The sequence below is a fragment of the Streptomyces sp. DH12 genome, from assembly GCF_020873895.1.
In the GTDB taxonomy this organism is placed as follows: Bacteria; Actinomycetota; Actinomycetes; order Streptomycetales; family Streptomycetaceae; genus Streptomyces.
Genome location: NZ_JAHWGT010000009.1, coordinates 208,533 through 226,639, shown reverse-complemented (window position 1 = coordinate 226,639; position 18,107 = coordinate 208,533). Strand labels below are relative to the sequence as shown.

General features: G+C 74.5%; 14 protein-coding genes, 3 tRNA genes and 2 pseudogenes. 7 read left to right on the top strand and 12 right to left on the bottom strand.

Annotation, left to right across the window (positions count from 1 at the left end; all coding sequences use genetic code 11):
• From LPA54_RS42850 to LPA54_RS11105, 3 genes and pseudogenes are all read right to left on the bottom strand, one after another.
• Positions 1–185 (bottom strand): annotated as a pseudogene (locus LPA54_RS42850) (hypothetical protein); the annotation flags it as partial.
• Between the two features lie 370 nt (positions 186–555).
• Positions 556–628 (bottom strand) — tRNA-Arg (locus tag LPA54_RS11110).
• Positions 629–879: 251 nt separating this feature from the next.
• Positions 880–970: transfer RNA gene (locus tag LPA54_RS11105), tRNA-Ser, on the bottom strand.
• 204 nt (positions 971–1,174) lie between these two features.
• Between LPA54_RS11105 and LPA54_RS11100 the strand changes: the two genes are divergently transcribed.
• Both LPA54_RS11100 and LPA54_RS11095 read left to right on the top strand, forming a co-directional pair.
• A complete protein-coding gene (locus LPA54_RS11100) occupies positions 1,175–1,621 on the top strand; it encodes an SSI family serine proteinase inhibitor (protein ID WP_228976351.1) in 447 nt (148 codons plus the stop codon).
• Positions 1,622–1,778: 157 nt separating this feature from the next.
• Positions 1,779–5,921 (top strand): PAS domain-containing protein, encoded by a 4,143-nt coding sequence (locus LPA54_RS11095; protein ID WP_228976349.1) that lies wholly within the window; start codon positions 1,779–1,781, stop codon positions 5,919–5,921.
• A gap of 124 nt (positions 5,922–6,045) precedes the next feature.
• Here the strand turns inward: LPA54_RS11095 and LPA54_RS11090 are convergent, their stop codons facing one another.
• The 4 genes from LPA54_RS11090 to LPA54_RS11075 form a co-directional block, all read right to left on the bottom strand.
• Entirely contained in the window at positions 6,046–7,695 is a 1,650-nt protein-coding gene (locus LPA54_RS11090) for a long-chain fatty acid--CoA ligase (protein WP_228976348.1), read from the bottom strand.
• Positions 7,696–7,886: 191 nt separating this feature from the next.
• Positions 7,887–8,432: a SigE family RNA polymerase sigma factor gene (locus LPA54_RS11085; RefSeq protein ID WP_228976345.1), complete on the bottom strand. Its 546-nt coding sequence runs from the start codon at positions 8,430–8,432 to the stop codon at positions 7,887–7,889.
• Positions 8,433–8,614: 182 nt separating this feature from the next.
• Positions 8,615–9,394, bottom strand: a complete 780-nt coding sequence (locus tag LPA54_RS11080) for a DUF817 domain-containing protein (protein WP_228976343.1) — start codon at positions 9,392–9,394, stop codon at positions 8,615–8,617.
• Between the two features lie 156 nt (positions 9,395–9,550).
• Positions 9,551–10,144 (bottom strand): GNAT family N-acetyltransferase, encoded by a 594-nt coding sequence (locus LPA54_RS11075; RefSeq protein WP_228976341.1) that lies wholly within the window; start codon positions 10,142–10,144, stop codon positions 9,551–9,553.
• Positions 10,145–10,443: 299 nt separating this feature from the next.
• Here LPA54_RS11075 and LPA54_RS11070 point away from each other — a divergent pair, with 299 nt between their 5' ends.
• Positions 10,444–10,875, top strand: coding sequence for a hypothetical protein (locus LPA54_RS11070; protein ID WP_228976339.1), 432 nt, complete (start codon positions 10,444–10,446; stop codon positions 10,873–10,875).
• Between the two features lie 142 nt (positions 10,876–11,017).
• Here LPA54_RS11070 and LPA54_RS11065 read toward each other — a convergent pair whose 3' ends face one another.
• The 4 genes from LPA54_RS11065 to LPA54_RS11050 form a co-directional block, all read right to left on the bottom strand.
• Complete coding sequence (locus LPA54_RS11065; protein ID WP_228976337.1) at positions 11,018–11,434, bottom strand: VOC family protein; 417 nt, start codon at positions 11,432–11,434, stop codon at positions 11,018–11,020.
• A 10-nt stretch (positions 11,435–11,444) separates the two neighbouring features.
• Positions 11,445–11,888 (bottom strand): helix-turn-helix transcriptional regulator, encoded by a 444-nt coding sequence (locus LPA54_RS11060; RefSeq protein WP_228976335.1) that lies wholly within the window; start codon positions 11,886–11,888, stop codon positions 11,445–11,447.
• 571 nt (positions 11,889–12,459) lie between these two features.
• A tRNA-Ser gene (locus LPA54_RS11055) sits at positions 12,460–12,544 on the bottom strand.
• 216 nt (positions 12,545–12,760) lie between these two features.
• Complete coding sequence (locus LPA54_RS11050) at positions 12,761–13,714, bottom strand: GNAT family N-acetyltransferase (RefSeq protein WP_228976333.1); 954 nt, start codon at positions 13,712–13,714, stop codon at positions 12,761–12,763.
• 178 nt (positions 13,715–13,892) lie between these two features.
• Between LPA54_RS11050 and LPA54_RS11045 the strand changes: the two are divergent.
• The 3 genes and pseudogenes from LPA54_RS11045 to LPA54_RS11035 form a co-directional block, all read left to right on the top strand.
• Positions 13,893–14,258: pseudogene (locus tag LPA54_RS11045) on the top strand (DUF1622 domain-containing protein); the annotation flags it as partial.
• A gap of 140 nt (positions 14,259–14,398) precedes the next feature.
• On the top strand, positions 14,399–14,683 hold the full coding sequence (locus LPA54_RS11040) for a DUF1622 domain-containing protein (protein ID WP_228976330.1): 285 nt from the start codon (positions 14,399–14,401) through the stop codon (positions 14,681–14,683).
• Positions 14,684–14,846: 163 nt separating this feature from the next.
• A complete protein-coding gene (locus LPA54_RS11035) occupies positions 14,847–15,290 on the top strand; it encodes a hypothetical protein (protein ID WP_228976328.1) in 444 nt (147 codons plus the stop codon).
• Positions 15,291–15,451: 161 nt separating this feature from the next.
• On the opposite strand, the gene LPA54_RS11030 is transcribed toward LPA54_RS11035, so the two are convergent.
• Complete coding sequence (locus LPA54_RS11030) at positions 15,452–17,038, bottom strand: S1C family serine protease (protein WP_228976327.1); 1,587 nt, start codon at positions 17,036–17,038, stop codon at positions 15,452–15,454.
• 232 nt (positions 17,039–17,270) lie between these two features.
• On the opposite strand from LPA54_RS11030, the gene LPA54_RS11025 reads away from it, so the two are divergent.
• Positions 17,271–18,077, top strand: coding sequence for a glycerophosphodiester phosphodiesterase (locus LPA54_RS11025; RefSeq protein ID WP_228976325.1), 807 nt, complete (start codon positions 17,271–17,273; stop codon positions 18,075–18,077).
• Positions 18,078–18,107: the final 30 nt, after the last annotated feature.

Sequence of the window (18,107 nt, the reverse complement as noted above, 5' to 3'; positions counted from 1 at the left end):
GCCGAGCAGGTGCCGGCGATCGCCGGCACCTGCTCGGCCACGGCGCCCGCGACCGTGGCGTCCTCGGCGTTCATCAGCCGCGCGATCTCCGCCGTCGGCAGCCGGTCGACGTCCGCGGGGCCCCGACCGTCTGCCGCCTGGAGGACGACCGTGTGTCGCTCCGGGGACCGGGCGGCGACTGGCACCGGTGGGTAGCGCTGGAGGGTGATCCTCTACTGACCCTCTTCCGCGTGCCTTGGCCGAAGCCAGCCAGCAGCCCAGATGGCGAGCCCATGGATCGGACGGGGCGCGGCCTGCGCCTCATTGCGCTCCGCCGGCCCCGGCCACGCTGCCGGTGCCGGTCCCGGTCCCGGAGCAAGCCGAGGCGACCTCTGCGGAGGCGGTCACGGTGTCTGAGCTGCCGGCTTGGGCGCTCTGAGGGTGGGTGCGTCACGCTCGGTGCGCTCGGTGACCGGCTCAGCGCACCCTGCGGCACTCGCGGATCGCGATGATCCGGAGGTGCACACCCCGGTAACGCAAGAGGCCCGGACTTTTGTCCGGGCCTCTCAGCTGCTGTGCACTCGGCAGGATTCGAACCTGCAACCTTCTGATCCGTAGTCAGATGCTCTATCCGTTAAGCTACGAGTGCCTGCCAGCGATCTTACTCCCTGGCTTTCCTCCCGGGCTTTTCGGCCCGGTCGGCGTTGCGGGAACAACATTACATGACCTGCGCCGGGACGCGAAATCCATTAGGCAAACCGCCCCTGAGCTGGGCAAATCACCCACCAGGAGGCGTCCGGCGGGGTGCCTGGGCGGGGGTGGTGGGGGCAGGGCGAGGCAGAGCACGGCCGGGCCGGGAACGGCGGAAGCCCCGGCCGTGGGGCCGGGGCTTCCTTGGGGCGGAGGCGGAGGGATTTGAACCCTCGATGGGCTTTAAGACCCAAACCGCATTAGCAGTGCGGCGCCATAGACCGGACTAGGCGACGCCTCCAGTGCACCCGTGCTCGCGCGTGAGGTGCGTGCAGATGATGACACAGCCCAGGGCCGCGCCACCAATCGGTGACAACGGTACTAGGCGTCCGGGGCGCAGGGCAAAGGCTTACGGTTGCGCAACGCGGCGGGGAGTGCAGCGTTAGAGGGGTGGGGCCGGGCCCCACCGGTGCCCCTCATGGTTCCCGAGCGTCCTGGAGTACGCATGCTGCGCCGTCTCGTCCTCACCTCCGCCGCCTCCCTCGCCGCCCTCGGTGTCGCCGCCCCCGCCGCCGTGGCCGCGCCGCTGTTCCCGCTGCCGCCGCTGCTCGGCGCCTCCGACTCGCTGACGATCACCGTCGAGCGGTCGGGCAACCCGACGGCGGACGGCACGTTCAAGCTGGAGTGCGACGGTGACCGGGGTACCGGCACCCACCCGCGCGCCCAGCGCGCCTGCGAACGGCTGGCGGAGCTGTCGAAGGACGGCCGCGACCCGTTCAGCCCCGTACCGCAGGACCGGATGTGCACCCAGCAGCACGGGGGCCCCGCCACGGCCCGGATCGAGGGCACCTGGCACGGCCGGCCGGTGGAGGCCGCGTTCGCCCGGACCAACGGCTGCGAGATCGCCCGCTGGGAGAACATGCAGCCGGTCCTGCCGCAGGCGCGGTCGTAACGCCACACCGCGCTCACCAGGTCGAACAGGCCGGGGGCGTACGCCGCGCGCACACAACCTCGCCCAGAGCTCCCCCTCATCCGCCGTCGCGCGTACACCCCCAGCCCTTAGACTCCCTCCCGTAAGCGGCAGTAGGTCAGTGGGAGGAAGCGTCGTCGTGAGCAGCAGGCCATCCCGAGGCGCTGCTCGCCTCGCAGCCATACTCGACGCCTTGCCGGACGGGCTCGTCCTCGTCAACACCAACGGCACGGTCGTCAACGCCAACACCATCGCCCTGGAGATGTTCGAGACGCCCGGGACGGCGCTCGTCGGCCGGGGCCTGCTGGACCTCCTCCCGTCCTTCGACTCCCGGCTCATCCCCGGCTCCATGCGGCGGCCGGAAGCAGCCGATCCGCTCGGGCGGACGAAGCCCACGCGCATGGTGGCCCGCCGGACGGACGGAGACGAGTTCCCCGTCGAGGTCACCAGCGCCGGCCTGGAGGACAGCCGCGAGGCGTACGACGCGTACGGCGGCGGCTACAGCGGCGACGAACTGCTGATGATCGTCGTCCGTGACCTGTCCGGGGCGCTGGACACCGAGGCCGAGCTCGCCCGCTCGCAGCGGCAGACCGAGATGATCCTGCGTGCCGCGTCGGAGGGCGTGGTCGGCACGGACACGGACGGCCGCATCGTCCTGGTCAACCCCGCCGCCGCGCAGATCCTCGGATGGCGCGCCAGCGATCTGGGCGGCCGCGAGCTGCACCCGCTGATGCTCCACTCCCGCGCCGACGGGGAGCCCTTCCCGTACGACGAGTCGCCGCTCGCCGACACGCTGCGGTCCGGACGCAAGCACCGTGTGCGGGGGCAGGTCGTCTGGGCGAAGGACGGGTCCTCCGTGCCGGTGGACCTGACGACCGCGCCCGTGCGCGACGGGGACCAGCTCGTCGGGGCCGTGATGACCTTCGCCGACCGGCGGCCGTACGAGCAGCTCACCGAGGAGCACGCCGCCGAGCTGGCGGCCCTCGCGGAGAAGCACGAGACGGAGGCCGCCTCGCTCGCCGAGCGGCACGCGGCGGAGGTCGCGGCGCTGGAGGAGCGGCTCGCCGAGGCCGACCGGCGGCACGAGCGGCTCACCGCGCGGCACGCCCAGCTGACGGCCGTGCTCGGCGACTCGCTGCGCGGGCCGTTGCTGGAACTGCGCCGCGAACTCGGCACGCTCGCCGCGGACCCGGCCGGGCAGCTGTGGCCCGAGGCCAACCAGATCCTGCACCACCTGGCCGCCGGGTACGCCCGGATGACCACCCTCGTCGACAACGTCCTCGGCTTCCAGCGGCTCGACGTCGGCGCGGAGGAACTGCGCAAGGAGCTGGTGCTGCTCGACGCGGTCGTCGCGAGCGGCATCGAGGGCGCGGTCGAGCTGATCGGCCCCGGGCGGGTGCAGTTCGCCGTGCACGCGCCGCCGATCGAGGCGGAGGTGGACGGCGTACGGCTGTCGACCGCGCTCGCCCACCTGGTCGCGGACGTCGCCGGAGTCGACTCCACGGGCAAGGCGCGGGTGGTGGCCGACGGCGGGTACGCCGACTCGACCATCGTGGTGGCCGCGGCGCAGCGCGGCGACGTCGTCCGCATCGAGGTGCGCGGCCCGTACGCGGGCGGCGACCCGGTCCACGAGCCGATCGTGCGCGGCGTCGTCCGCGCGCACGGCGGCGTCCTGCAGACCCATGACGTGCCCGGGACGGCCGGTGGCGCGTACGTACTGGAGGTGCCGCTCGGCGAGGGCGGCGGAGCCGTTCCCACGGTGGAGCGTGCGGACGCCGCGTCGGCCGGTGCGGAGGCGGCCGGGGACGCGTCAGGCCCGTCAGGTGCGGGCGGGTCAGCCGGGGGCGTGTCGACCGCCGGTGTGGGGGGCGGTGCCGGGGCCGTGGCCGTGCCGGAGGCCGCCGCGGCCGTCGTCCCCGCGCAGGGCACCGGCGGGATCGGGCGGCGGCGGGCGCGGCGCGCCTCGACGGACGCCTTCCTCGACAGCCCGGTACGCGCTGAGGACCCCGTGGCGGCCGGACCCACCGGACGCCGCCGTGCCGCCCCCGGGCCGGGCGCCGGGGACGGCACGGGAGAACAGCAGCTGATCCCCGCCCAGGACGCGGGCGCCGCGGAGCCGACCGGACGCCGTCGCGGGCGGCCCAGCCCCGCCGAGTCCGCCGCGCCCTCCGCCGCCCCGGCCCTCCCGCCCGCCGAGGGGTCGGTCGTCACGGCCGCCGAGTCGGCGCAGGCGCGTCCGGCCGCGCTCGGCGACACCGTCCCGCCGCAGGGCGTCGCCCCGACGGGCGAGGCCGTACCAATGGGCGGGCATCGGCCGCGGCGGGACCCCGCGGAGCAGGGCGGCGGCGTTCCGGCGCTGCCGGCCGGGCCCGTACCGGGTACCGGGGTCGCGCCGGGTACCGGGGTCGCGCCGGCCGGGCGGCGGGCGCGGCGCGCGCTCGCCGCGGGCCAGGACCGCGCGGCGGCGCCCGAGGGGGCGGCCCGTTCCGCGTTCGCCCTGCCGCCCGCCGAGGCGGACCGCGTCCAGCCGCACGCACCGGGACAGGACCAGGGGCACGCCCGGCCGCACGCACCGGGGCAGGACCGGGCGCAGGCGCAGCCGCTGCCGCCGGGGGCCCAGGCGATGCCGGGGGCGCGCACACGGCCGGGCGCACCGGTCGCACCGGTCGATGAAGGGCGTCACGACGCCGTTAGGTCGCTGCCGGGCGCCGACCACACGCCACCTCAGCCGCACCCCCTGCCGATCCCCCCGGGCGCCACCCCCGCGCCCGGCACCCCGCTCGCGCCCGCCCCCACCGCCGTCCCGCCGGGCGGAGTCGTACCCCCCGGGGGACTCGTCCCGCCGGGCGGAGTCGTTCCGCCGGACGGAGTCGTTCCGCCGGTTGGCGGCGTCGGGGTGGGTGCCGACGCGGTAGCGCCGGCCGCCGAGCCCCTCCCCGCCGGGGCCGCCGTACCGCCCGCCCCCGCGGCTCCCGCCGTACCGCCCGGGGCCCCCGCCGCGGCCGGTGACGCCGGAGCCGTACCGCAGGCCCCGACCGGGCGCCGCCGCGCCGTGGCCCCCGGCCCCGCCACCACCCCCGCCGCCGGCACTCCCGCGCCCGGTACGCCCGCCGCCGGTACGCCCGTCGCGCCCCCCGGGGACGCGACCAACTCGACCCAGGGCCGGGCGTTCAGCGTCCGCACCCTCGGCCAGGGCGTGCCGTTCGCCCAGCCTCCGGCCGCCGCGCAACCCCCGGCCGTCGCCCAGCCCCAGACGCCCGCGCAGGGGACCGGTTCCGGGCGGCGCCGCAAGCTGGCCACGCCCCCGGAGGTCGACCCGCAGCCCGCGGCGGACGCGGCCGCTCCGGTGGCGCCCCCCGCGCAGCAGCCCACGGCACCGTCGCCGGCCCCGCAGTCCCCGGCCCAGCAGCGTCTCGCCGCGCCGGCCGCGGAGGGGCGCGCGTACGAGATAGGGGCACCCGACGAGGGCGCGGCCGAGGGCCCCGAACCGCTCGACGGCCCCGGTGGCGCCGTCGAGGTCGCCAACCAGCCGCAGCCGCGCCCCGTCGACGACGAGCTGCCGCCCGAGCCGCTGGACAACCCCCGCCGCCTCCTCGTGTGGCCGGCGCCGGACGTCGCCACGCAGCAGGCGCTGAGCGACCGCGGGTACCGGCCGGTGATCGTGCACTCCCGCGAGGAGGTGGACGCGCAGATCGCGGCGTTCCCGGCGGCGCTGTTCGTCGATCCGCTGACCGGGCCGATCACGCGGACGGCCCTGCAGTCGCTGCGCCAGGCGGCCGTCGCCGCCGAGGTGCCGGTCCTGCTGGCGGCCGGACTCGGGCAGGCGACGCGGGAGGCGGCGTACGGCGCCGACCCGGCCGTACTGCTCAAGGCGCTGGCACCGCGCGACAGCGAGCAGCACCCGTCGCGGGTCCTGCTGATCGAGGAGCAGGACGAGATCGCGCAGGCGCTGGCGACGGCCCTGGAGCGGCGCGGCATGCAGGTGCAGCGGGCCGCCGCGGACACCGACGCGGTCGCGCTCGCCACCCGCCTGCGGCCGAACCTCGTCGTCATGGACCTGATGCAGGTACGGCGCAGGCGGGCCGGGATCATCGACTGGCTGCGCGCCAACGGCCACCTGAACCGCACGCCGCTGGTGGTGTACACCTCGGCGGGGCTGGACGCGGCGGAGCTGCCGAAGCTGGCGTCCGGCGAGACGGTGCTGTTCCTGGCCGAGCGGTCGACGAGCGCCGAGGTGCAGTCGCGGATCGTCGATCTCCTGGCGAAGATCGGCACCAACTGACCGGCACCGGCACGGAGCCCGGGCGAGGCGGATCGCACGCGGCGGAGGGGGGTGGGAGCCGACAGCGGCCCCCACCCCCCTCCTCGACTTTCTCAGCGCTCGCCGTCCGGCCCGCGCGGCCGGGTCAGAGCCGCGTGACGTCCAGCTCGCCCTCCGCGTACTGCTTGCGGATCACCTTCTTGTCGAACTTGCCGACGCTGGTCTTCGGCACCGCCGGGATGATCGCCCAGCGCTCGGGCAGCTGCCACCGCGCGATGCCCGCCTCCGCGAGGAAGGTCCGCAGCGCCTCGTAGTCCGTCTCCGCGCCCTCCTTGAGGACCACCGTCGCGAGCGGGCGCTCGCCCCACCGGTCGTCGGGGACGGCCACGACAGCGGCCTCGGCGACGGCCGGGTGTCCCATCAGGGCGTTCTCCAGCTCGACCGACGAGATCCACTCACCGCCCGACTTGATGACGTCCTTCGCCCGGTCGGTGAGGGTGAGGAAGCCGTCCTGGCTGATGATGCCGACGTCACCCGTCTTGAGCCAGCCGTCCGAGCTGAACTTGTCCGCCGGCCGCAGCGGTTCGCCGGACGAGCCGCCGTAGTAGGCGCCGGCGATCCACGGGCCGCGGACCTCCAGCTCGCCGGCAGACTCGCCGTCCCACGGCAGGATGTCGCCGCCCGGTCCGACGAGGCGGGCCTCGACGCCGGCCGGGAAGCGGCCCTGCGTGATCCGGTACGGCCACTCCTCCTCGGCGGTCAGCCCGGCGGGCGGGAGGGACATCGTGCCGAGGGGGGACGTCTCCGTCATGCCCCAGGCGTGGCAGAGGCGGACGCCGAGCTTGTCGTACGCCTCCATGAGGGAGGGCGGACAGGCGGCGCCGCCGATGGTGACGGAGGCCATGGACGTGAGGTCCCGCGGGTTGGCGGTGACCTCGGCGAGCAGGCCCTGCCAGATGGTCGGCACGGCGGCGGCGTGCGTCGGCCGCTCCTTCTCGATCATCTCGGCGAGCGGGGCCGGCTGGAGGAACCGGTCCGGCATCAGCATGTTCACGCCGGTCATGAAGGTGGCGTGCGGCAGGCCCCAGGCGTTGACGTGGAACTGCGGGACGACGACGAGGGTCGTGTCGCGGTCGGTCAGGCCCATGGACTCGGCCATGTTGACCTGCATCGAGTGCAGGTAGATCGAGCGGTGGGAGTAGACGACGCCCTTGGGGTCGCCCGTGGTGCCGGAGGTGTAGCACATGGCGGCGGCCTGGCGCTCGTCCAGCTCGGGCCAGTCGTAGGTGGTGGGCCGGCCGGCGATCAGTTCGTCGTAGTCGTGGACGCGGGGCGCCGCGCCCTCCAGGACGGAGCGGTCGCCGGCGCCGGAGACGACCACGTGCTCGATGGTCGGCAGGTGCGGCAGGAGCGGCGCCAGGAGGGGGAGGAGGCTGCCGTTGACCAGGACGACCTTGTCGGCCGCGTGGTTGACGATCCATATCAGCTGCTCGGCCGGGAGACGCAGGTTGAGCGTGTGCAGGACGGCGCCCATGGAGGGGATCGCGAGGTACGCCTCGACGTGCTCGCTGTTGTTCCACATGAGGGTCGCCACCCGGTCGTCGCCGGTGACGCCCAACTCGTCGCGCAGGGCGTTGGCCAGCTGCGTGGCCCGGGCACCGGCCTCGGCGAAGCTGCGCCGCTGCGGCTCCGGTCCGCCGGTCCAGGTGGTGATCTGAGACTTGCCGTGGATCGTCATCCCGTGGTGCAGGATGCGGGTCACGGTCAGCGGTACGTCCTGCATGGTGCTGAGCACGGCGTCCTCCCGATGGGCGCTCGCTTCGCGGCAGTGGTGTGGAGATTCTGCGCACATACCAAGCGGTATGTCACTACCTGAAGGTCCGCCGTTCGCCGTTTCACGTGAAACGTCCCGGACGGTCACGCGCCGCCGCCCGCGCGTCGCGCGGTGCCGCCCGTGTCGTGCCGCCGCGCGGGTACCGCTCCGCGTCACCGTACCGGCGCGAGCTCCGGGTCGTCCCGGAGTTTGCCGAGCGCGCGGGAGACCGCGCTCTTGACCGTGCCGACCGAGACTCCGAGCAGCGCCGCCGTCTGCGCCTCGCTGAGGTCCTCGTAGTACCGCAGGACGACCATGGCCCGCTGGCGGTCGGGCAGCCGCATGACCGCGCGCCACATCGCGTCGTGCAGGGCCTGCCGCTCGGCCGGGTCGGGCTCGGGCACGCCGTGCGGCTCGGGCAGCTCGTCGCACGCGAATTCGTCGACCTTGCGCTTGCGCCACTGCGACGTGCGGGTGTTGACCAGGGCGCGACGCACGTAGCCGTCGAGGGCCCGGTGGTCCTCGATGCGCTCCCAGGCGACGAACGTCTTGGTCAGCGCCGTCTGGAGCAGGTCCTCGGCGTCGCTCGGGTTCGCGGTGAGCGACCGGGCGGTGCGCAGCAGGACGGGCCCCCGAGCCCGTACGTACGAGGAGAAGGACGGGTACCCGGTGGCGGCCGTGGAGGCTCCGGCGCAGACGGGGCCAGTAGTCGCGGTCATACGGACCACGCTATGAGCGGCCGCCGCGCGGGGGATCGCCCCCAGGTCCCGAACGCGGGTCCCCCTCAGGTTGTAGGGGTGGTACGGGCCCCACCTCCTGAAGGTGGAGGGGAGGCGGCCACCTGGTCGGGGTTCCCCGGGCGGTGGCGTTACGCCGGGACGCGGGCCGCCGGTCCGTCACCTCAGGCCGCGGCGGGGTCGGCGCCGCTCCGCCGCGTCCGTTCGACCAGGACGAACGTCACGCTGATCAGGAGCGCCCACGCGCCGAACTTCGTCAGGGCGACCGGCTGCCAGCCGTTCAACTGGTGCGGGTAGCTCCAGGCGCCGACGTAGGTGGCGGCGTTCTCGGCGACCCACAGGAAGAAGCCGATCAGGACGAAGGAGAGGCCCAGCGGCATACGGTGGCTGCGCCCGCCGACGGTGTACCGGACCCACGCTCCGGCGGTGACGGCGAGGAGGCCGGCGGCGAGGACCCAGCGGGCGTCGGGGAGCCAGTGGTGGGTGAAGAAGTTGACGTACACGGCGGCCGCGACGGCGGTGGTCGCGGTGGCGCGGTACCCGGACACCCGCAGGTCGAACAGGCGCCAGGCGCGGCAGACGTAGCTGCCGACGGCGGCGTACAGGAAACCGCCGTACAGGGGCACCCCGGCGACCTTCATGATGGCCTCCTCGGGGTAGGTCCAGGAGCCGAGCTGCACCTTGACCAGCTCGAAGAGCAGCCCGATGAGGTGGCAGGCGGCGATGACGGCGGTGTCCCGGGCGGTGTCCCACCCCACCCGGCGGGCGGCGACGGCGAGCAGCACGCCGTACGCCAGGACGAGGTCGTACCGTGCGATCGGGAGCTCCGGCAGCAGCCCGGAGACCGCGATCCCGCCGACGAGCGCGAGGGCGAAGGCGCAGCAGCGGAGCTGGAGCAGCCCGAAGAGCAGGAGCTGGCGCAGGGCGTCGCGGATCGTGTCCATGGCGGGAAGGACGCACGGGGGGACGCGGCGGGTTTCGGGGCGCCGGGCGTGGGGGCGGGTCGCCCGGGACGGGCGTGGGCGCGCGGGGCGATGGGCGCGGACGCGCGGGGCGATGGGCGCGGACGTCCCGGAAGGCCGGGCGGGGGTTCGGGGCGGTCAGAGGCGGGCGGCGAGCCGCGCCTTCGCCTCCGGCCACTCGTCGGCGAGGAGGGAGAAGTACACGCTGTCGCGCCAGGTGCCGTCGGGCCGGCGGCGGTGTCGACGCAGCACGCCCTCCCGGCGGGCACCGAGCCGGGCGATGGCCGCCTGGGAGCGCTGGTTGAGGTGGTCGGTCTTCAGCTGCACGCGGCCCATGCCGAGCTCGTCGAAGGCGTGGGTGAGCAGGAGAAGCTTCGCCTCGGTGTTCACTGCGGTGCGCCAGTAGGCACGGCCGTACCAGGTCCAGCCGATCTCCAGTCGCTCGTCGTCCGCGTCGACGTCCAGGTAGCAGGTCCACCCCACGGCGCGGCCCTCGGCTCGGTGCACCACGGCGAACGGCACGTACTCACCGCGCTCGGCGGCCTCCAGCACCGCGTCGAGCTTCTCGGCGAGCTCCGCCTCGGAGCGCGGCGCGGGCCCGCCCTGCCACCGCCACACCTCCTCGTCCCGCCCCCCGGCGGCGAACAAGTCGCCCAGGTGGTCGGCTGTGAGGGGCTCCAGGCGGACGTGTCGTCCGACCAGGGTGGTGGGCGTGGGGCGCTTGGCAGACATGACGGCAACCTAGCCCACCGCTGCACTAGCTGCAAGCAATTATCGCACTAGTGCAAAATGCCTCCCACCGCCAACCCCAGCACCGGCGGCGGCGACGGCGCACCCGTCCCCTTCGCCCCCTCCCCCGCAATTCCCATCCGGAAGCAATTCGTTGATTCTTCGACTTTCATCGGAACCTCACGGGAGGCTCAAATGCATTGAGCCGCCGCGAGGACTTCGGATAACTTCACGGGGTCAAACCGCGGCCCGTCGCACATCGACCGGACGGAACTCGCGGCACGACGGAAACGGGAGGACAAATGAACAACTTCAAGCGAGCCCTCGGCGTCGGCGGGGCGGTCCTCGCCTGCGTCCTGGCGTCGGCGACCACTGCCCACGCGGCCCCGGTCAAGGGCACCGGCAAGGCGTACTACGGCTGCACCAACACGGTGTACGTGTGGAAGTCCGCAGGGAAGGTCCTGGCCTACGCGCAGCAGGACTGCAAGCAGGCGAAGATCAAGATCATGCGGCCCACGATCGCGCTCTCCGGCAACAACGGGAAACAGTTCGTGACCAACGGCAAGGCGTGCACCAAGGTCAACACCTGCCGCACCCCCACCGTGACGCTCAAGGCGAACAAGGGCTGGACGTACCGCGCGTCCAACGCGGGAACGGGCTCCTTCGCACAGGCCGGAGCGGCCGACTTCTGGTGGCCCACCAACACGGTCGCGCACGCGTCTCTGAAGGGCTGACCCGCACCGCGGACGACGCATGACGAGCGGCCGGCTCCCGAAATCCACTGGATCCCGGGAGCCGGCCGTCACGCGTGCGGAGAATTCATTCGAGAAGAGCCGCGAAGAACCAGGCCGGAGAATGCCGATTACCCGACGGAATTCACTGCTTACGCGACTGGGTGATCCGCACCATGTTCCCCGCCGGGTCGCGGAACGCGCAGTCGCGGACGCCGTAGGGCTGGTCGATCGGCTCCTGGAGCACCTCCCCACCGGCCGCCCGCACCCGCTCGAAGGTGGCGTCGCAGTCCTCCGTGGAGAAGATCACGCCTCGCAGGTGGCCCTTGGCGAGCATCTCCGCCATGGTCCGGCGGTCCGCCGGGGAGGCGTTGGGGTCGGCGAGCGGCGGCTCGAGGACGATCTCCACGCCCGGCTGCCCGGGCGAACCGACGGTCACCCACCGCATGCCCTCGAACGCGACGTCGTTGCGCACTTCCAGCCCGAGGGCGTCCCGGTAGAAGGCGAGCGCCTTGTCGTGGTCGTCGACGGCGATGAAGCACTGGGAAAGCTTGATGTCCATGCCGTCGACGCTACGAGGCGGCGGCGGATCCCGCTTCTCCGTTCCTGACCGGTCCCGGCCCACCGCTCCGCACGGGCCGCGTCCAGACCTTGGCCACGCACGCGGGAACGGCGGCGCCCGTGTCGTGCGGGCGGGCCCGGTACGCACTCGGGGACTCGCCGACCAGCTCGGTGAAGCGCGAACTGAACGACCCGAGCGAGGTGCACCCGACCGCGAAGCAGACGTCCGTCACACTCAGGTCCCCGCGCCGCAGCAGCGCCTTCGCCCGCTCGATGCGCCGGGTCATGAGGTAGCCGTAGGGCGTCTCCCCGTAGGCGGCGCGGAAGCTGCGGGAGAAGTGCCCCGGCGACATGTGGGCGCCGCGCGCCAGCGTCGGGACGTCCAGGGGCCGCGCGTACTCCCGATCCATCACGTCCCGCGCCCGACGCAACCGCACCAGGTCCTCAAGCGTCACACCCTCCACCCTCCCACGCCGCCCGCCACGACGTCCTGCGGTTCCCGGCCTGACGGGTCGGCCACCCCGGAACGTCCGCGCGGCGTAGCAGCACCCCCTGACCGACTCGCCTGGTCAGGGGGCTGCCGCCTGGCGGTGGGTGGGGCACTTCCTCCACGCTCGGAACGCCCGTCTTGCCCGTCCGCGCCTCGTGGCTTCGCCGTGAAGGCGAGCCCGCAGCAGTGGCACGGACTGCCGAGGCGTGGGGCCACGGCGGACGGGATGGGAGCTCGGGTGAGTGGTGGGTTGCGGGCGGGGGCGCACAGGCGAGCCGCTCGGAAGCGCACCCACCGCTCAGATCAGCGGGCGCGAGGGACGACGACGCGTTCGCCATCACGCAACCCTGCCAGGCGGCTCCGGATGACGGGAGGGGCTTCCCGGGCAGGAGCACGAGGTGCAGGACGGTCGCGGGACTTCGTGCCCCACTCGTGCCCGATCGAGCGGGGAACACCGGGAGACGACGGGCGCTCCCGGGTAGCGGCAGCACAGCGGCCCCTGACCGTTCTAGCTGGTCAGGGGCCGCCAACCTGCGCGGTGGGTGTGGGATTTGAACCCACGGTGACTCGCGCCACGACGGTTTTCAAGACCGTTCCCTTAGGCCGCTCGGGCAACCCACCCAGCCACTGCCCGCCCGGGGCAGAGCGGGTACAGCGTACCGGCCCCCGGTCGGTCGCGGGGCGAGCCGGCCGGAGGGTGGCCGAAGCGGGGCGCGCCGACACCGTCGGTGCTCAGGAGATCACCTCGCCGAACGCATGACCGGTGGACACGCAGCACGATGCCCGGACGACCACTCCGCACAGCGCCCGCGGTCGTCGCGGCCCCGGCCGGGTGGCTCACGGGGCCGCCGTTCCCCCGGGCACCGGGCCGGTGGCGGCGGTCGGGCGCGCGGCGGCCTGTCCGTCTCCCGGCCGTCCGGGCGCCTGCGGTCGTACGGCGAAGTCGTACACCGTCCACTCCGTGAGGGGGACGTAGCCGATGCGCTGGTAGAGGGCGTTGCTGGTGGGGTTGGCGGGGTCCGCGAAGAGGACGACGTCCGTCGCGCCCGCGGCCAGCGCGGCCCGGCTCACCTCGACCGTCACGGCGGCCGCGTAGCCGCGGCCCCGGACGTGGGCCGGGGTGTAGACGGGGTCCACCCGGACCATGCCGCCGACCATCGCCGTCGAGCCGGCCATGGAGACCGGGGTGCCGCCCGGGGTCTCCCAGTACGTGAACCGCTTGTCGGCGAAGCGGGAGCCGGGCCAGGAGCCGGCGTCCACGGCGGGCACTTCCCCGACGGCCTCGCAGAACTCGCCGCACCAGCGCACCACGTGCTCGTGGTCCCGCTCGCCCGCAACGCGCCCCGCCCCCTCGGGGCGCCGCTCCGGTGGGGTGAGCGCGCCGAGGCGGTACAGCCGGATCCGCTTGCCGAGCGTCGGTACCGCGCCCGTGTGCCGCTGCCACGCCTCCGCGAAGGCGGTGGCGGTGTCGTGGTCCGCGCTGACGTAGGGGAGGGAGAGCCCCAGGCCGGCGAGCCGGCCGGCCAGGGCGTCGGCCTCCTCGGCGGTGAGCGGGGTGGGGCTCAGGCCGCGGGACGGCAGGCGGTGGAAGGTGGCGCGGACCTCCCCCGCCCGCTCCGACCGGCCGAAGAGGGCGGCCGGGGCGCCGTGCGCGTCCGCCCCGCCCGACCGCAGCTTCTCGGTCACCGTCAGCGGCATGGTGTGCAGGGCGGGCCGTGAGCGCAGGAAGTCCCCGGCTCGGGCGAGGAAGTCGTCGACGTCGTCGGTGAGGTGCCAGTCGTCCGTTCGCATGCTCCATGGTTTCGCACGCCGGCACGCGCGTGCCCGCACGATCCGGTTGGCGGGAGCGGGACTTGGCGGCTGTCCGCTGCGCCGACCGGCCGCCTCGCCCGGCCTCTTGGGCCGTACGGGTGGAGGTGTCGGGCGCGTCGAGGTGGGGGGAGCAGGACCGGGGGGTACGCCGGGGGCTATGACTCTTTCCCTCGACCTGTTGCCCGAGGAGGACCTGCGTGAGGCGATCGGACTGCTGGTGCGGCTGGTCGAGTCGGCCGGTGCGCTGATCATCTTCGTCGGCGCCGCGTGGGCCTTCGCGCAGTTCGTCCTCGGCATGGCGCGCGACCGGGCCCGGACCGGGGCGTTCAACCGGATCCGGCTGCGGCTCGGGCGGTTCCTCGTGCTGGGGCTGGAGTTCCAGCTCGCCGGTGACGTGCTGCGGACCGCGGTCGCGCCGAGCTTCGCCGAGATCGGGCAGTTGGCCGCCATCGCCGCGATCAGGACCGCCCTCAACTACTTCCTGGGGCGGGAGATCGCCCAGGAGCGGGATGAGATCGAACGCGCGGGCGGCGAGGGCGCGGAGGCGGTCGAGGGCGGCCGAACGGCGCCCGCCGGGGCCGGCGGTGGCGCCGGTACGGGGCCCGCCGCGGACGGTGACGGCGGTACGGGCCCCGGGACCGGCGGCGGTCGCCCGGCCGCGCCGTGACGGCGCTGCTGCTCCAGGCGTCCGTCCTCTGCGCGGCCATGGGCCTGCTCGCCTGCCCCCTCGCCTACCGCGCGACCGGGCGGGTGAGGCCGACTCTCGCGGTGCTCCTGGACTTCCTCACCGCCGCGGGGCTGCTCCGCCTCGCCGCCTCGCCCGGGTGGGAGGGCATCGCCACGGCCGCCGCCGTCATCGCCCTGCGCAAGGTCGTCTCCGGCGCGCTCGGCCGGGGAGCCGGCCCGTCGGCCGCCGGACCCCGCCACGGCGGTCACCCGCGCGGGTGAGACGCCCGGCCACCAGAGGGGCGCGCGCGGCGCCCGCTGCCTGCGGGGCGGGCCGCGCGCCCCCGGGGACGGCAGGCGGGCGGCGGCGTCCGTCCCGACGGCGCGCCCCTACCCTCACGCGTGTCCGCACCGCCCGCTGCCAGCAGACGCCCCGGAGGGTCCCATGACCGTTCCCCTGGCCCGTGTCACCCGCAGGGTCCTCGTCGACGGCCGGACGGAGGGGCCCGGCGAGCACGCGGTGTCGTTCCTCGCCGCCGGCGGCTGCGCGGTCCTGTCGGCGCTCGTCTACCTGGGCACGATGACGTACACGCTCTCCCACCACCGGCACTGGGACGTGCCGGCCGCCCTCTTCGTCTCCGTCTCGTTCGCTCTGATCGCGCTGCTGTCGACCGTGCCGCACCTGGTCGGCGAGGCCACCGTGAGCACGGTCGGCGCCTTCCCGCGCGCGCTGATGTGGGGCACCGGCGTCACGCTGGCCGTGCTGCAGGTCGTCGCCGCCGTCATGGGCGACGCGCGGTTCTCGCTGTGCGCCCTCATCGGGACCGTCACCGTGCTGGCCGTCGCCTGCTTCGGCGAGATGGCGGCCTACGCGCTGGCCGAGGCGTGACCGCTGCCCGCGCCGAGCCACCGGAGGGCTGAGGCACCGGAGGGGCTGAGGCGCCGACGCGCGCGAGGCCCCGAAGCGCGCGAGGCCCCGAAGGGCTGTGATGCCGAAAGGGCTGAGGGAGGGCCACGGCAGCGGCCCTCCCTCGTGTGCGGTGGGGGAGGTCAGTCGCCCTTGCGTTCGCCGAGGGTGATCTGGACCTGCTTCTCCTGGCCGCCGCGCTTGTAGGTCACCGTCACGGTGTCCCCCGGCTTGTGCGTCCAGATCTCGCTGATCAGCGTCGGGCCGCTGTCGATGATCCGGTTGCCGAAGCGTGTGATGACGTCCCCGGGGCGCAGCCCGGCCTTGGCCGCCGGGCCGTTCGGCGTGATGGCCGCCGTACCGCCCGTGCCCTGGTCGACGATGGTCGCGCCCTCGCCCTTCTCCGTCATGTTCACGGTCGCGCCGATCATCGGGTAGACCGGCTCGCCCGTCTTGATCAGCTGCTCGGCGACGTTCTTCGCCTGGTTCACCGGGATGGCGAAGCCCAGGCCGACGGAGCCCGCCTGCGACTGTCCGAGGCCGCCGGAACCCGGCGACTGGATCGCCGAGTTGATGCCGATGACGGCGCCGCGGGCGTCCAGCAGCGGGCCGCCGGAGTTGCCCGGGTTGATCGACGCGTCGGTCTGCAGGGCGCTCATGTACGAGTTCTTGCCGCCCGAGCCGTCGCTGGAGGCGACCGGGCGGTTCTTCGCGCTGATGATGCCGGTCGTCACCGTGTTGGAGAGGCCGAACGGGGCGCCGATCGCGATCGTCGCGTCGCCGACGGCGACCTTCTCGGAGTCACCGAGCGGGAGCGGCGTCAGCTCGGAGGGGGCGTTGCGGAGCTTGAGCACCGCGACGTCGTACCCCTGGGCGCGTCCGACGACCTCGGCGTCGTACTTCTTGCCGTCGGCGAACGTCGCCGTGACCGCGCCGCCCTCCGCCGCCGACGCCACCACGTGGTTGTTGGTGACGATGTGGCCTTCCTTGTCGTAGACGAAGCCGGTGCCCGTACCGCCCTCGCCCTCCGCGCCGCCCGACTTGGCCTCGATCGTGACGACGCTCGGCAGGGCCTTGGCGGCGATGGCCGCGACGGTGCCGGGGTCGCGCTTGAAGTCGGCGGGGGTGTCGCCGGCGGAGATGGTCGTCGAGGCGGAGGTGTCGTTGCGCTCGGCCGCCCAGTAGCCGAAGCCGCCGCCCACGCCGCCGGCGACGAGCGCCGCGACGAGGACCGCGGCGAGCAGACCGCCGGAACGTTTGCGCGGGGACGGCGGGACGGGCGGGAGGCCGGGGGGCGTACCCCATCCGCCGCCGTAGCCGCCGCCTGCCGGGTCCTGCCCGCCGCCCGCCTGGACGGCGGTCGGGTGGCCGTGCGCGCCGTTCGGCGCCGGGCCGCCGCCGTGCCCCGCCGGCTGCTCGTGGCCGTGGGCCGCGGCGTACGCCGGCGCGGGCGCCGTGGGCGGCGGGGCGGGCGCGGCGTACGCCGGGGCGGGCGCGGTGTGCGGCGGGTACGCGGGCGGCGCCGCCGGGGGCGGCGGGGCCACGGGCCCGCCCGGAGCCGCCGTCGGAGCCGGAGCCGCCGCCTCCGTGGGCGCGGTGGCCTCCGTGGGCGCGGTGGCCGGGGCCTCCGTGGCGGGGGCTGCGGGCCGCTGCGGGGCGTCCTCGGGAGCGGGCGCGGACGGGGCGTCGGGGGCGGACGGGACCGCGGTGCCCTCGTTCTCGGTGCTCACAGCTCGTTCTCCTCGGTGTCCACGTCGTCATCCACGTCGTCGTACGGCACGAGCCCGCCGTGCAGTGTCCGTGTGCGCACTCAGCTTTTCCTACCGCTCGTCAGGCCACTGTAAGCGGGAGCTGTGCGTCCGCCACCGCTCCCTTATCCCCGACAAATGGGGCGTGCCCCACCGCGGCCGAAGTACACCGGCCGGTGTCGGCCGGACGGGCGAACGGTGGCACCATGTCGCGGTGACCCACGCACGACAGCACAGCATCCGAGTCGTCGCCCACCGGGGTGCGTCCGAGGAGGCGCCCGAGCACACCCTCGCCGCGTACGTGAAGGCCATCGACGACGGGGCGGACGCCCTGGAGTGCGACGTGCGGCTCACAGCCGACGGGCACCTCGTCTGCGTGCACGACCGCCGCGTGAACCGCACCTCCAACGGGCGCGGCGCGGTCTCCGCCCTGGAACTGGCCGACCTCGCCGCACTGGACTTCGGCTCCTGGAAGGACCGGTACGAGAGCCCCGACTGGGGTGACCCCGAGTACACCTCCGTCCTCACCCTCGAACGGCTGCTGGAGCTGGTCGCGGACGCGGGTCGCCCCGTAGGGCTGGCGATCGAGACGAAGCACCCCACCCGCTGGGCGGGCCAGGTGGAGGAGCGGCTCGTCCGGCAGCTGCGCCGGTTCGGCCTCGCGGACCCGGCCACCCCGGAAGAGTCGGCCGTGCGGATCATGAGCTTCTCCGCCCGCTCGCTGCACCGCGTGGCGGCGGCCGTCCCGACGGTCCCGACCGTGTACCTCACGCAGTTCGTCTCGCCCCGGATGCGGGACGGGCGGCTGCCCGCCGGCTCGCGGATCGCCGGCCCCTCGATCCGCATCCTGCGCGGCAACCCCACGTTCGTCGAGCGGGTCCACCGGGCCGGCCACGAGGTCCACGTGTGGACGGTCGACGACCCCGACGACGTCGACCTGTGCGTACGCCTCGGCGTGGACGCCATCATCACCAACCGCCCCAAACAAGTCCTGGCACAGCTGGGGCGCACGCCCCTGTAGTCACGGCGTGTGCTCCGGCGCGTTCGCACC

Bases quoted from the DNA above. Each gene is read 5' to 3' on its own strand.
- LPA54_RS11100 (WP_228976351.1), top strand. From the start codon at position 1,175: ATGCTGCGCCGTCTCGTCCTCACCTCCGCCGCCTCCCTCGCCGCCCTC.
- LPA54_RS11085 (WP_228976345.1), bottom strand. From the start codon at position 8,432: ATGACCGCGACTACTGGCCCCGTCTGCGCCGGAGCCTCCACGGCCGCC.
- LPA54_RS11080 (WP_228976343.1), bottom strand. From the start codon at position 9,394: ATGGACACGATCCGCGACGCCCTGCGCCAGCTCCTGCTCTTCGGGCTG.
- LPA54_RS11075 (WP_228976341.1), bottom strand. From the start codon at position 10,144: ATGTCTGCCAAGCGCCCCACGCCCACCACCCTGGTCGGACGACACGTC.
- LPA54_RS11070 (WP_228976339.1), top strand. From the start codon at position 10,444: ATGAACAACTTCAAGCGAGCCCTCGGCGTCGGCGGGGCGGTCCTCGCC.
- LPA54_RS11065 (WP_228976337.1), bottom strand. From the start codon at position 11,434: ATGGACATCAAGCTTTCCCAGTGCTTCATCGCCGTCGACGACCACGAC.
- LPA54_RS11050 (WP_228976333.1), bottom strand. From the start codon at position 13,714: ATGCGAACGGACGACTGGCACCTCACCGACGACGTCGACGACTTCCTC.
- LPA54_RS11035 (WP_228976328.1), top strand. From the start codon at position 14,847: ATGACCGTTCCCCTGGCCCGTGTCACCCGCAGGGTCCTCGTCGACGGC.